Source organism: uncultured Desulfosarcina sp. (genome assembly GCF_963664155.2).
Taxonomy (GTDB): Bacteria; Desulfobacterota; Desulfobacteria; order Desulfobacterales; family Desulfosarcinaceae; genus Desulfosarcina.
In genome coordinates this window covers 4,545,434-4,559,581 of the sequence record NZ_CAXXXH010000001.1, presented here as the reverse complement: position 1 = coordinate 4,559,581, position 14,148 = coordinate 4,545,434, and the positions used below count along the sequence as shown (strand labels likewise).

The following is a 14,148-nucleotide window of genomic DNA, read 5'->3' as shown; positions in this document are numbered from 1 at the left end:
GCCTGCGATTCGCAACAGTTATTCAGAAAATCTGCAATAAGCATACCCATAATCGCCAACCCAACCTATTTCAACAGATTCGATAGGTTACGGATTGTGTTCTTTTAGGCCGGACGGCCGGGATGAAAAACAAGCCACAATTCGTGGAACAATTTTTTCATAGCAGAAAAATAATTCCCAGGCCCTATTCAACCAGGCTGGATGATTCCGGGGCATTTGGATTCCTGGAACCGACAAATTGTTCCAGCGCTGCTACAGCCGCCGACATGCCCCGCCGGCCGAATCCGATGCGGAAATGGTTGCCCCTGTCCCCATAAAGATTGCCGGGCAACAGGAGCACCCCCTTTTTATTGACCAACTCATGGCAGAAGGCGTCCACCTCGCCGTCGGTCAGGTGCACGAAGGCGATGGGTCCCGCCGTGGGCCGCACCCAGGAAAAGAGGGTCGAATGGCGTTGGAAAAATTCGTCCAGGATCGTCAGGTTGGTTGTGATAATTTCCAGGTTGCGCCGGATCAACGCGTCACGGTGCCGCAGGGCGATCTCGGCCAGGAACTCGCTGGGACCACTGTTGCAGATGGTCGTGTAGTCCTTTAACGCCGCCATCCGGTTGGCAATCTCGGGGTTGCCCGTGGCGATCCAGCCGATGCGCAAGCCCGGCAGACCGTAAGTTTTGGACATGACGCCCAGGGATACCGCGTGGTGGCTGAGATCGCAGGCGGCCGGGAGACGATCGTCAGCCGAATATTCAGACTCCCGGTACACTTCGTCGGAAAAAAGCAGGATGCCCCGTTCGTCCAGCATCCGGTTCATCCGAACGAACTCATCCCGGGGCATGAGCCAGCCGGTGGGATTGTGGGGGGTGTTGATGATGACGGCGCGCGTCTGCGGCCTGATCTGAGCCGCCAGATCATCCGGATCCAGGGACCAGCCCTGTTCTTCCCGGGCCTCCCAGAAGGTCACCTCACATCCGATGCTGCGCGCCACCTCGTAAAGGGATTGATAGCAGGGCCAATGAACGATCAAATGATCCCCGGGGGATAAGGTGGCATGCATAAACAGAAAAATGGCCTCTTCGGCGCCGCTGTGCACCAACACCTGATCAGGCCCGATGGTATCGTAAAGACGGGAAATCTCCTGCCTGAGTGCCGGTGCTCCCGGGGACTCGGTGTAGCCCAGCCAAAGGTTTTCAAGGGCGTCCCCGGCCCCCGCTTCAAGAGCAAGCAGATCCTTGACGGTCACCGATTCACAATCCGAACTGCACAGCAGATGGCGAACCTTGAACTCATAGTGCGCGAAGTAGCGTTCCAGTTTGAAGACGGGCAGTTCCATAGGATTTTCCTTGGGTTTGTTCAGATTATCGGCGGGGTCGGGTCCGTGCCGTCTTTCCGGATTTTCCGGTTCGCCGTCCGGCAGTGTTGACCGGGGGCGCTGGCTCGGAACCGGTACGACCCGCTTTTCCGCCGCCAGCCCCCCTGGACCGTTGTGACAATTTTCCCGCAGCGGCCTTGAAAAACAGAGACGTCAGATGTTCCGCCTTTAATTCCTTCAAGGCATCGCGGATCAGCTGCCGGTTGGACGGGTTGCGGTACTGGACCAGGGCTCGCTGCATCTTCCTTTCGCGAAATGTCTTGGCCACATGCATGCGCTGACCGGTAATGGGGTTTTTTTCCGTGTGGTACATGGCACCGGAAAGGGTCAGGGGCAAGGGGATGAAATCCTGGACCTGTTCGGGGTGTATCCCCCGCTGGATCAGATAGAGGGCCATCTCCAAGGCATCCTTCAGGGTTGAACCGGGATGGGCGCTGATGAAGTAGTTGACCAGATATCGCCGCGAGGGAAGTCGCTGGTTGATCCGGTTGAATCGATTGACGAAGGCATCATAGGTTTCTTTGCGCGGCTTGCCCATGGCATCGAGCACCGGGTCGGATATGTGCTCCGGCGCCACCTTCATCCGGCCGCTGACATGAAACCGGCACAACTCCTCCAGACAGGCATCGGCTTGACTGCCGACGAACAGGTCGTGGCGGAACCCGCTGCCGATGAAGGCATGGTTGACCCCCGGAATCTCCCGGATGCGCCGGTACAGGGGCAGACTCCTGCCATACCCGGGATCGAGGCTGGGGCATGTCTGGGGGGCCATGCAGCGCTTGTTGCGGCAGAACCCCTTCTTGGCCCAGCGCGGGCAGTCGGCCCCATACAGGTTGGCCGTGGGGCCGCCCATATCCGTGATGGTGCCGCGGAAGGCCGGATCCCGGGCCAGCCGCCGGGCTTCACTCACAATGGAATCGGCACTACGGCTCTGAACCATGCGCCCCTGATGGAAATAAAGAGAGCAGAAGTTGCACTCGCCGCTGCAGCCGCGATGGGTCACCAGAGAGTGACGCACCGTCTCCAACCCCGGGACACCACCGGCGGCATCGTAGATCGGATGCCAGACCCGCCGGTAGTTGAGTTCGTAGATGGCGTCCAGTTCTGCCGGGGAAGACGGCATGGGAGGCGGATAAACCACCGCATAACGGTCCCCGTGGGCCTGAACGACCGGCCGGGCGGTGACGGGATTCTGCTCGCGGTAAAACAGCTGGAAGGCGCGGTTGAACTGCTCGTGGCTGTCGGCAACCGCCTCGCAGGCGGGAATGGTGACAAGTTCGTCTAAAAAGGCCGGGTCCTTGCGGATGACCGCCGTGCCCGGAATGAAATCGAGCGTCTGGATGGCCTCCCCGGCGGAGAGCCGGCGGGCGATCTCCAGCACCTGGTTTTCGCCCATGCCGTATACGAGAATGTCGGCCCGGGCATCGAAAAGTATAGAGCGCCGTATGCGGTTATCCCAGAAGTCATAGTGGGCCAGCCGGCGCATGCTGGCCTCCATGCCGCCGACCACTACGGGTACATCCTTGAAGGCCTGGCGAACGCGGTTGGCGTAAGCGATCAGGGCCCGGTCGGGCCGCAGGCCGGCCCTGCCGCCCGGTGCGTAGTCGTCCTTTTGACGGGGTCGCTTGTTGGCCGTATAGTTGGCCACCATGGAATCCACGTTGCCCGAGGTGATGCCGAAGAACAGCCGCGGCCGCCCCAGGCGCGTGAAGTCTTCGGCGGTCCGCCAGTCGGGTTGGGCGATAACGCCCACGCGGTAGCCATGAGATTCCAGCACGCGGCCGATCAAGGCCACCCCGTATGCCGGATGGTCCACGTAGGCATCCCCGGTGATCAGGATGACATCGAGTTCGTCCCACCCGCGTTGCTGCATGTCGGATCGGGAGACTGGCAGGAACTCACTCATTGTGTTGGTGTTCCTTGTTTGGCATGACAGATGCGGGACATCCTGACTATCTTAAAATCACAAACAAGGTTCCAGGCCGACGGTTTGGATTTTAGAATTTCAGACATTGGAATTTGTTTGGAGCTTGGACTTTGGAATTTGATTTTTCGGTTCACTGATCACTGATCACCGTTCACTGATCAAAGCTTCTTCGCAAAAAACAATGCCCCGCCTGCTTCCTCCGTATAGGTCGCCCGTGCAAAGCCAGCCGCAGCATAGACCTTAAGGGCCCGGCGGTTGTTTTCCAGGACCTCCAGGGTGACCTTGCAGCAGCCCATCTCCCGGGCCTTGCGCTCAACCCCGGCAAGAAGCAGCCGGCCGACCCCGCTGCCGCGGTGTCCCGGCAGAACAGCCAGGTCATGAATATTGACGAGCGGACGGGCCGCGAAGGTGGAAAACCCGATGAAGCAAACGGCAATGCCCCTGGCCTCGCCGTTGACATACGCCAAAAAAATCAAGGTAGTGGGGTGTTTTTTCAGCCCTGGGATCAGAGCCTCCTTGACATCGCCCGGCAAGGGCCCGCCGTTTCCCATGGGGTCCATGGCGTAGGCATCAATTAGGTCGACCACCGCTTCGCGGTGATCCTTGCGGTTCAGATCTGCTTCGACAATTTCAACCGATTCCATTGTGCTTATCTTTCCTGAGTGTTCATGCTTTTTATTTGGTTTTCGAAATCCGCGGAGCCATAGCGCGATTTTACCGACCTGTCAAAACGAGCAGGACATTTCCTGGATAAAAAACCGGGTTTCTTATCTGCACGTAACCAATGAATGCCCCCACCCCTCAATCGGCAATTCCTCAATTTCGGTGACCTGTCCGTATACCCATCTTATCCCTTGAGCCCCGAGAGGCAATGGTGTAACAGGAGGTAAAAATCATTTTCCCGTTAAGTCCACAACCATTGGGAGGGTGTTGTGCCAATCTATTATATTGACGGTCAATTCGTGCCGGCGGAACAGGCGGTCATTCCCGTGGACGACCTGGCCATCCTGCGCGGCATCGGTGTCTTCGACCTGCTGCGCACCTATGACGGCAGGCCCTATTTCCTAGATGCCCACATCGACCGGCTGGAGACTTCGGCCCTGAAAATCGGGCTCAGCCTGCCCTGGTCCCACGGCGATATCGCCAAGGTGGTGGAACAGACCCTGGCGAAAAACGATATCCCCGAAGCCAATATCCGCATCGTGGTCACCGGCGGCTCCAGCAAGGATTTCATGAATCCGTCGGGTCGCCCCCGCCTGCTGGTGCTGGTCTCCCCCGTGCCCAAGCTGCCCGAAAGCTGGTATACGCAGGGAGTAAAGATCATCTCCTGGGAGGTGGAACGCCCGATTCCCGGAGCCAAGAGCATCGACTACATCTCGGCCAGCCTGGCCCTGAAAAAAGCCGCTGCCGAAGGCGCCATCGAAGCCCTGTATATCGACCGCAACGGTCTGGCCCTGGAGTGCACCACCTCCAACATTTTTGCCTTTATTCAGGACAAATTGGTGACGCCCGGACGAGGCATTCTGTCAGGCGTGACCCGCAAGGTGGTGCTGGAACTGGCCCAGGGGATTTTCCCGATCGACATACGGGACATTTCACGCTCCGAACTGCTGTCCGCCGACGAGGTCTTTATCACCGGGACCAGCAAGGGGCTCGTGCCGGTAATCCAGGTGGATGACGGGGTCATTGCCGATGGACGGCCGGGCCGGCGGACCCGGCAGCTCATGGCGGAAATGAAGCGTCACACGGAGAAACGATGAAATTGGGAATTGAGGGATGCTGGAATTGCCCTATCCCCCAATTCCCCAATCCCCCAGTCGAATAATCCTATTCGCCTGCTGCCACACCGGATTCTCAGACAGACGCCGCTGCCCGTCCACCGCTTCCCTTACCCGCGAGAATATGCGTTCCAGCAGGCGCTCCTTTCCCGCCGCCAGGCGGACGACCCCCTGCAGCAGAAAGAAACTGAGCAACAGAACGAGAGCAATGGTCCAGAAAGCGTGCAGGAAGAAATCACCTGAAAGGATGCTGCCCGAAAAAAAGTTCCCGGCTGTCAACCACCCCGCATAACCCAGGACACCCAGCACCGGCAGGTTGAATATCAATTGCAGCAGTCCGCCGCTCAACCGCCGGCCCGCCTGGGCCAATTCAATTTCCAGGGCATCGTTCCAGATTTGGGAGAGGCGCTCTCCGATCTCCTCCCCGTAACCCGGTGCATGGTGAGCCTCGCGCACCGAAGGGGCAAACCGGGCCTTGATCAATGCCTCGGCAATATCGGGCCACCCGCGGGCGATGGCGCTGTCGTAGCGGTGCAGGGCCATGCCTGCTCCCGACCCGCGGTCCGCCGCATCCATGGCCTTTTTGGAATCCGCAAAATGTCTGACGGCGGAGACCGCTCCGGCAATCTGCCGGACTGGATTGCCGAAGCGCAGCAGAGAGGCGATGCCGGTCCCGAAGACCAGAATCCGTGTCCAGATCGCCACCAGCCACCCCACCGGTCCCAGCCAGCGCTGGGCCAGCTGCTGATAAAGCCGGACGTTGATGCCCGGCATCAGGGCGTTGCCATCCCCTCGGAAAGCGGCAACCGCCTGCTGCATGGCCTCGTCCTCCGACGCCGCCATCCGGCCAATGGCCTCGTTCAGGCGTGTTCTTTCCTTTTCCGCTTCGCTGCGGACGGTTTGCTGAAGGTAATCCCTCAGGCTCCGGGCGTTCTCCAACCGCCGGTCCACGGAAAAGCCGGATCGGTTGAAGGTACCGGCAATCAACTGCCGCAACTGGTCGAACTGGTTCCGGTCGTGCTTAGGTGTGGCCTCGAGATCCCAGCCGGGATCCCTGAGATGGCTTCTGGCAGAGACACACAGAATCGCCGCCGGTTCCGCGGACCAGGCCTGGCGGATATACCCGGCAAATTCGGGCATAATGGTGTCGGTGAGTTCGGATTCCGCCAGCCGGTCGCATTTGTTCACGGCCACCACCAGACTCTCTCCGCTGAACAGCCGCACGTAGGGGGCCAGAAAATCCGTGTGATCCCGCCGCTTGGGGTTCTCCCCATCAAACACACAGACCAGTACATCGGAAAGGGTGATGGCCTTGTGAATAATGGGAATATGCCGGTCCTGGTGGGTGCTGTCCGTGTCCGGGGTATCGATGAGAATAACGTTTTCCAGGGCCTCGGCCGACTGGCTGGCGTGGATCCTGATATTTTCCGGTCCCAGCTGGTCTATCAGCTGCCCGGCATCGGCGGATTGCCGGCAAAACGCCACCACGTTTTCCGTGGTAGGCCGGCGGTGGCCTGACGGGGAGAGGTGGTCTTCCCCGGCCAGGGCGTTGAGCAGGGTGGATTTGCCCGAACCGCTCGGGCCCACCAGCGTAACCACCAACTTGCGATCGAACCGCTCGGCCAGCCGGTCCAGCATGAGCAGGGACTCGTCGCAGGCTTTTCGCAGGGCGACGGCGGGCCGCCACAAGGCGAGGCCTTCCAGGGTCCCGGCCAGCCCCTGAATGTCTGTACGTACGGTTTCCAGCTCTCCCATGGCCCGCAGTCTGGCCATCTGCACATCCATCATGGTGTTTTCTCCAGTGCACGGCCGCAGCGGGACAGGCTTTCAGACATCGAGGCGATCCGGTCGGCGGAAATTTTAGCCATCTCCCGGCCCCGTTGCAGCAACGGTCCGGTTATCTTCTCTTCAAACAACGCTTCGATGGCTGTCAATTTATGGGTCAGCCAGGCCCGGGCCACCGGACCCAGCAGGGTTTCCAACTGCTTCAGATCCGCCTTTTTCATGCCGGCGGTAGCCGGTATGGCCACCAGCGCATACAGATCGTTGAGGCCGAACAGTCCGGCCAGCTTCACCTTGATGCCCACGGCTCCCACCGGATCTCCAGTGTGCAGGATATAGGTCACCGCGGCGGTGGCGGGAATGATGTTAAGCATGGCCGAAAAGGTTTGCCGAATCTGATCGACGGTTGTCATGCGGGAGCGCTGGTCGTGAACCAGCCGGTGCAGCTCGGCTTCCAGCTGACTGGTGAGACCCAGCAGGGTCTCTTTCCGGGCCAGCATGTCATCGACGACTGCCGACCAGTTCTGGCTGCGCAGGTCCGCCTGGGTTGCCGCCAGGGCGGGGTGAAAGGGAACGTGAAAAGCAACCATCCCCGTATTGGTGCCCTGGCACGTGGCCCCGGTTTTCCCCGCCAGTCGGCGGACCATTTCACGCAGCGGACCGGCTGCCGGATCCGTTTCAGACAGATGGAGCACAACCGCCGGATCGACCGCCGCCTGGCGTAATCGATTGGCCGCCCGGACCAGATCGGCCTCCATGGCCGCCGCCATGTCCCCGCCGGCCGGCAACGCGTCGTCCCTCCCTTTTCCGCCGCCGATCCATTTGGCGGCCCGCATCAACATCCTGACCGGGGTTTCCACCACACGCCCGGTTTTGCGCATGATCTTGATGTGGGGCGGGTCGGTATCCTGCCAGATCTCCGAGAACCGACGAACCACCGCGTCCATGGGGAGATGCCCCAAGGCCTCCTGGACACTACGTTGCTGGACCGTGCGCACACCCTCCAGGTAAAGTGCCAGATGTCCGCTGGATTCCCGGGCCTCCTCGAGAAAACGCTGCCCCTGTATGATCACATCGCTGAAGATGGACCGGTGAAGTTCTCCCCTCACCTGCCTGGGATCCATCCGGGCCAAAGCATCCATGAGGCCAAAATGGCCGTCGCCAACCGAAGAGAGGGTCATCGGCCGCTGTCCGGCGGCCACCTGGTTGTCTTCATCGGCCCGGAAGATGCCCAACACATGCTGCGGTGCCCGATCGCCATAAAGGTTGTTGGCCACCGTACCGGCATGTTCGAGGATTTCGCCGTCAGTGAAACCGGGATAAGCCCGGTAGACCAGAAAACAGTTGCGGGTACCCACGGCGGTAAGCATGCGGGCGACAAAATCGGTGTTGTCCCGGTTGTTGTAGTTGGCGTTGGTGAAGATATAGATGATCACATCGGCAGCCCGAAGGGACCGTTCGGCCATCTCCCGGTTCCGGTAGCTGCCGCCCGCACCGGTGTCGAAATCCGGTGTGTCCAGCAGCGCCAGGCCCACCGGCAGCCCCGAACCGTAATTCAGCAGCGGATCGCCGGGGGTGGTAAGTTCTTGCATGTCCGTCATTTGACGCGGCGGGCACCCAAAGGGCTCGAAGAGGGCGTTGGCGATGCCGGGGGTGCTGCGGTGGGAAGCGTTCAGCGAAATGAGAATTCGACGGTTGATGCCTGCCCGGCCGCCGGTGGGGGAAATCGTTGCCCCGGCGAGGGTGTTGAACAGGGTCGATTTCCCCGAGGAGCCGCCACCGCAGATGGCCGCCACCAAGGGAAATTCCGGCATCAACCGGGGGAGCAGGCGGCTGTCGACCGCCTGTTTCCACGCCTCGATGGCCGACCGCGAATCCAGGGCCATCAGATCGGCCAGGACCGCGGCATCTCCTTTCAGCGTATGCACCGCGTCGATGGTGCCTTCATTGTAAAGTGGGTCCACCGAGTAATGTTCTCCTTTCCCGAGTTATCCCTATCACACTTGGGGTGGCGATGAAACGGTTGACAAGCCCCAACGCGTTCCCATCTTTAGCCCTATCGCGGAAAACGAGGAGGAGGGCAGCCATGGCCTGGATAAACGCGCCCGGCCTGGCCGGCAAAGTATACGTGCCGGACGATGCCGGTCAGATACAGAAAAAACATTCGTGCAAGACGTGCTTCTCCTGCCAGTGGTGCGACGATAACCGCTGCCGGGTATGCCGCGGCGACCTTGCGGAGGCATCCGCATGTACATCAATGCGCTGCTGCGGGCGCACTCCCGGCCGTCCGACGCCGGCGAATCCTTCCTACCCCGTTGATCGCAAATAACAAATTACAAGCACCTACAACCAAATCCCAGATAAATTCCACCCTGACCTCCTGAATGCCTTCGGCCTATTCACCTTTCAGTTTATCCCAGAAGGCCCTGGCGGCCGCCTCCCGGCGATTACCCCCCTCTGGCGGGGGCGGAGGTGGCGACCCAGGGATGTCGGGCCGCACGCCTCTCAACCGGCTGATGCGGTCCTCCAGCGGCGGGTGCGTGGAGAAGAGGCTCTGCAGGCTTTTGCCGGACAAGGGATTGACGATAAACATGTGCGCCGTCGAGGGATTGGCATCCATGGGAATACGCTTGGCGTAGGCCCCCAGCTTTCCCAGAGCCCGGGCCAGTCCTTCAGGGCTGCCGGCGATGCGGGCACCGGTGGCATCGGCCAGATATTCCCTGGATCGGGACACGGCCATCTGAATGATCATGGCCGCCATGGGGGCGATGATGGACATGGCGATCATACCGATGGCGCCCATGCCGCCGCCGTTGTTATCATCCCGATGCCCGCCGCCGAAAATGGCGGACCAGCGCGCCATGGTGGCCAGCATCATGATGGCCCCGGCCATGGTTGCGGCGAGGGTACCGATAAGGATGTCCCGATTCTTCACATGGGATAGTTCGTGGGCCAGCACCCCCATCACTTCCTGCCGGTCCATGAGGGACAGCAGCCCCTGAGTGACGGCGACCACGGCATTATCGGGATTTCTCCCCGTGGCAAAGGCATTGGGCGCCTCCTTGGGAATGATGTAAACCTTGGGCATGGGCAGGTTCGCCTGACGCGAAAGGGTCTGCACCATTTCGTAGAGTTCAGGAGCCTGCTGGGGAGTCGCCTCCCGGGCCTGATACATTTTAAGAACGATCTTGTCTGAATACCAATAGCTGAAAAAGTTCATCGCTGCGGCTATCGCCAGGGCAATAATCATCCCCTGACGCCCCCCCATCAGGTTCCCCACGATCATGATGAAGGCCGTCATGACGGCCAGCAGAAGGATGGTCTTTATCTGATTGCCCATTTGCCTCTTTTCCTCCTTGGAAGGATTTCCCCATTTTGAAAAGGGATTGATTCTCCGTTCTCATTCGGGTCCTGAAATATAACACCGATTCCCGCAAAGGCAACAGGGGCGGGGCAATCCGCCGCCATCACTTTACAACCACCTGTTTCGGTGCTACGTTTATCGGGTCATCAAAACCGTGTGAACCACAGTACACCCAATAACAGGAAACAGCTTCGGGGAAATGCCATGGATTACATCAAAATTAAATTCGGAGGCAATTTTGATCCTACCGGCCGAGGCCTGGGGAAAACGATCCAGGAAATATTCCGGCCGCGGCCCGTCAATCCCATGTTTTCGTCCCGGGAACACCTTTGGACGCCGCAGATGGACATTTTTGAAACCCCGGAAGAAATTATGATCTGGGCCGAAATTTCCGGGGTGGAGAAAGACGACCTGGATCTGGAAATCAACTCCCGGGCGGTGAAGGTGTCCGGCATCCGCCGGGAGATGTCCCGGGTGTCCAACGGCACCTTCCGGCTTGCCGAAATCCAGTACGGACGGTTCGAACGTATTCTTTACCTGCCATCCCCCGTGGACACGGAGGTGGTATCGTCAACTTACACCAATGGGCTGCTGAAGATCAGGATCGCCAAACTCAAGCTTGACAGGGTGCACACTATTCCCATCAGCGAAGAGTAGCGGTTTGCCGACAGGCCCGCAGGCTAGTGAGCGGTATCCACGTTTACGGTCGGCGAAAGGCCTCACTCATACACACCCTTTAAGGAGGGCGTCATGCCAGACAATAAACCATCGTTGGACTCCAACACGGACAATATTCCGAACGTGCTTCCCATACTACCCCTGTTCGATGCGACCCTGTTCCCCAAAATGGTGTTGCCCCTGGTGGTGTTGAGAGGTGAATCCGTCCACCTGATCGACGAGGCCATGGCCAACGACCGCATGATCGGCCTGCTGGTGGCCAAAAAGCAGGAAAATGTGAGACCGGATCCTGAAAGCGGAGACCTGGCCACGGTTGGCACCGCCGCCATGATCCTGAAGATGGCCAAAAGCGAGGATAACCATATACAGTTGCTGGTTCAGGGGCTGAGCCGCTTCCGCGTCAAATCGTTCCAAAAAGGCAAGCCCTATCTGGTGGCCGAAGTGGAGCACTTCAGCGACATCAACCACAAGGACAACGAGACCGAAGCCCTGATGGCAAACGCCATCAAGCAGTTTAGCCGTATCGTGCAGCTGTCGCCGGGCCTGCCTCAGGAAATGGGCTCCATGGCTGCCTCCATCAAGGAACCCGGCACCCTGGCGGACATGATGGCCTCCACGATCAATTCCTCACCCGAGGAGAAACAGCAGATTCTGGAGACACAGGACTCCACCAAACGCCTCAAGGCCGTTACCAAACTCCTTCACCACCAACTGGAGATTCTGGAGCTGGGCAACAAAATTCAGTCCCAGGTCAAGGGAGACATGGACAAGCGCCAGCGGGAGTACTACCTGCGCCAGCAGCTCAAGGCCATCAAAGAGGAGCTGGGAGAAACCGATGAGGCCACGGTCGAACTGGACGAATACCGGGCCAAGATCACAGAGAAAAAACTGCCCGAAGAGGCGGTAAAGGAAGCGGAGCGGGAACTGGACCGGCTCGCACGCATGCACCCGTCGTCGGCCGAGTACACGGTAGCCATGACTTACCTGGACTGGCTCACCGAGCTGCCCTGGAACGAAACCACCGAAGACAACCTGGACATCAAGAAGGCGCGCAAGGTGCTGGATGATGACCATTTCGGCCTGGAAAAGGCCAAGCGGCGGATCATCGAGTACCTGGCCGTGAGAAAACTCAAGCCCGACTCCAAAGGCCCCATTCTCTGCCTGGCCGGTCCTCCGGGCACCGGCAAGACATCCCTGGGCAACTCCATCGCCCGGGCTCTGGGCCGCAAGTTTCACCGTATCTCATTAGGCGGCGTGCGCGACGAGGCGGAAATCCGGGGGCATCGGCGCACCTACGTGGGTGCCCTTCCCGGACGCATCATCCAGGGATTGCGCCGGGCCGGCTCCAACAACCCCATTTTCATGCTGGACGAAATCGACAAAGTCGGCTCCGACTTCCGGGGCGATCCCTCTTCGGCCCTGCTGGAAGTCCTGGATCCGGAGCAGAATTTTTCCTTTTCCGACCACTACCTGGACGTGCCTTTCGACCTGTCCAAGGTGATGTTCATCACCACGGCCAACGTACTCGACACTATTCCCTCGGCCCTGCTTGACCGCATGGAAGTGATCCAACTGCTGGGTTATACGGAAGATGAAAAGGTCAAGATTGCCGCCCGCTTCCTGATTCCGCGCCAACGGGAGGCCCACGGCCTCAAGGCCAAACAAATCAACATCGCCCCCGGCGCGGTCCGCCGCATCATCTCCGGGTACACCCGCGAGGCCGGTCTGCGGAATCTGGAGCGGGAAATCGCCACCATCTGCCGGGGCGTGGCCGCCGGCATTGCCGAGGGCAAAATCAAGAAGGCCGCCATCAAGGTGGCCGACGTGGCTGAATACCTTGGCCCGGTCAAACTTCAGGCGGAAGCCAAGGCCCGCATGTCCACCCCCGGGGTGGCCATGGGCCTGGCCTGGACCCCTTTCGGTGGCGATCTGCTGTTCATCGAAGCCACGGCCATGAAGGGCAAAAAAGGCCTCACGCTCACCGGCCAGCTGGGGGATGTGATGAAAGAGTCGGCCACGGCAGCCCTGAGCTTCATCCGCGCCAACGCGAAGAAGCTGGGAGTGGATGAGAATTTCTTCGAGGAGCACGACATTCACATCCATGTGCCCGCCGGCAGCATCCCCAAGGACGGTCCGTCGGCCGGCGTCACCATGCTCACGGCCCTGGTCTCACTGCTGAAAAACAAGACCATCCATAAAGACCTGGCCATGACCGGCGAGATCACCCTGCGGGGCCAGGTGCTTCCCGTGGGCGGCATCAAGGAAAAAATGCTGGCCGCCCACCGGGCCGGCATCAAGACTATCCTTTTGCCCAAATGGAACGAAAAGGACCTGGTGGACCTCCCCCAGAAAGTTCGCGATGATATTCAGTTCCATTTCATGGATAAAATGATCGATGTGCTTAAAATCGCCATCAAGGAATAAAATTTCAAAACCCAATGATCAAATGACAAAAAAAACTCACAAATGCCCACTGATCCTGTTTTCAGTGATCTTGTTTCTCATTCAGGCTTGTGCCTCCGCACCCCCGCCTGCGCCTCCCACACCCCCAGGCCACCCCAAGCCCTACCGGGTCGACGGTACCTGGTACAAACCCATGCCCCACGCCAGGGATTTCTCCCAGCAGGGCATCGCATCATGGTATGGTAAGAAGTTTCACGGACGAAAAACCTCCAGCGGCGAGGTCTACAACATGTACGCCATGACCGCTGCCCACAAGACCCTGCCCTTAGGCACCTGGGTCCGGGTCCGGCGCCTGGACAACGGCAAGCAGATCAATGTCCGGGTCAATGACCGGGGGCCCTTCGTTCACGGTCGGATCATCGACCTCTCCTACACCGCGGCCAAGGAAATGGACATAGTGGGTCCCGGCACGGCCCGGGTCGAGATCGTGGCCCTGGGTGAGCGGCACCAGACCGCCTCGGGCGACGCCTTCGTGCCCGTGGACTATTACAGCGGCGCGTTCACCTTCCAGGTGGGGGCTTTTTCAAGCCGGGACAATGCGGAGCGCCTGCGGGCCAAGCTGGACCAGACCTTTACCAACGCCCACGTTACGCCCTATGATCGCGGCGATGCGATCTTCTACCGGGTTCGCGTGGGGCGCTGCGACGACCTCGAAAGCGCCGAAATGTACGAACAACGCCTGGCCAGCAGCGGGTATCCCGATGCCTTTATCGTGGCTGAATAAGGACGAAGGACTGAGGGCTGAAAATGTCCCGGGGAAAATGAAATGGCAAGCTGCATGGTGAAA

Annotated in this window: 11 protein-coding genes; 5 read left to right on the top strand and 6 right to left on the bottom strand. The window is 59.6% G+C overall.

Features of this window, described 5'->3' with window-relative positions:
* Window positions 1-184 precede the first annotated feature (184 nt).
* From ACHZBS_RS20700 to ACHZBS_RS20690, 3 genes are all read right to left on the bottom strand, one after another.
* The gene (locus ACHZBS_RS20700; protein ID WP_319408421.1) at window positions 185-1,330 is read right to left on the bottom strand and encodes an aminotransferase class I/II-fold pyridoxal phosphate-dependent enzyme; all 1,146 of its coding nucleotides are present in this window, start codon (window positions 1,328-1,330) and stop codon (window positions 185-187) included.
* Window positions 1,331-1,355: 25 nt separating this feature from the next.
* Window positions 1,356-3,275, bottom strand: coding sequence for a YgiQ family radical SAM protein (locus ACHZBS_RS20695; RefSeq protein ID WP_319408420.1), 1,920 nt, complete (start codon window positions 3,273-3,275; stop codon window positions 1,356-1,358).
* A gap of 179 nt (window positions 3,276-3,454) precedes the next feature.
* Entirely contained in the window at window positions 3,455-3,940 is a 486-nt protein-coding gene (locus tag ACHZBS_RS20690; protein WP_319408419.1) for a GNAT family N-acetyltransferase, read from the bottom strand.
* 288 nt (window positions 3,941-4,228) lie between these two features.
* Between ACHZBS_RS20690 and ACHZBS_RS20685 the strand changes: the two genes are divergently transcribed.
* The gene (locus tag ACHZBS_RS20685; protein WP_319408418.1) at window positions 4,229-5,056 is read left to right on the top strand and encodes an aminotransferase class IV; all 828 of its coding nucleotides are present in this window, start codon (window positions 4,229-4,231) and stop codon (window positions 5,054-5,056) included.
* A 30-nt stretch (window positions 5,057-5,086) separates the two neighbouring features.
* On the opposite strand, the gene ACHZBS_RS20680 is transcribed toward ACHZBS_RS20685, so the two are convergent.
* Together ACHZBS_RS20680 and ACHZBS_RS20675 are read right to left on the bottom strand one after the other, a co-directional pair.
* Complete coding sequence (locus ACHZBS_RS20680; protein WP_319408417.1) at window positions 5,087-6,862, bottom strand: GTPase; 1,776 nt, start codon at window positions 6,860-6,862, stop codon at window positions 5,087-5,089.
* Complete coding sequence (locus ACHZBS_RS20675) at window positions 6,859-8,820, bottom strand: dynamin family protein (protein WP_319408416.1); 1,962 nt, start codon at window positions 8,818-8,820, stop codon at window positions 6,859-6,861. Before ACHZBS_RS20675 ends, ACHZBS_RS20680 begins: the two co-directional genes overlap by 4 nt.
* A 122-nt stretch (window positions 8,821-8,942) precedes the next feature.
* Between ACHZBS_RS20675 and ACHZBS_RS20670 the strand changes: the two genes are divergently transcribed.
* Entirely contained in the window at window positions 8,943-9,185 is a 243-nt protein-coding gene (locus ACHZBS_RS20670; RefSeq protein ID WP_319408415.1) for a hypothetical protein, read from the top strand.
* Between the two features lie 66 nt (window positions 9,186-9,251).
* Here ACHZBS_RS20670 and htpX read toward each other — a convergent pair whose 3' ends face one another.
* A complete protein-coding gene (htpX, locus tag ACHZBS_RS20665; RefSeq protein ID WP_319408414.1) occupies window positions 9,252-10,196 on the bottom strand; it encodes a zinc metalloprotease HtpX in 945 nt (314 codons plus the stop codon).
* A 228-nt stretch (window positions 10,197-10,424) separates the two neighbouring features.
* On the opposite strand from htpX, the gene ACHZBS_RS20660 reads away from it, so the two are divergent.
* The 3 genes from ACHZBS_RS20660 (at window position 10,425) to ACHZBS_RS20650 (ending at window position 14,085) form a co-directional block, all read left to right on the top strand.
* Window positions 10,425-10,877: an Hsp20/alpha crystallin family protein gene (locus ACHZBS_RS20660; RefSeq protein ID WP_319408413.1), complete on the top strand. Its 453-nt coding sequence runs from the start codon at window positions 10,425-10,427 to the stop codon at window positions 10,875-10,877.
* 93 nt (window positions 10,878-10,970) lie between these two features.
* Window positions 10,971-13,322: an endopeptidase La gene (lon, locus tag ACHZBS_RS20655; protein ID WP_319408412.1), complete on the top strand. Its 2,352-nt coding sequence runs from the start codon at window positions 10,971-10,973 to the stop codon at window positions 13,320-13,322.
* Between the two features lie 22 nt (window positions 13,323-13,344).
* Window positions 13,345-14,085: a septal ring lytic transglycosylase RlpA family protein gene (locus ACHZBS_RS20650; RefSeq protein ID WP_319408411.1), complete on the top strand. Its 741-nt coding sequence runs from the start codon at window positions 13,345-13,347 to the stop codon at window positions 14,083-14,085.
* The last annotated feature ends 63 nt before the right edge of the window (window positions 14,086-14,148 follow it).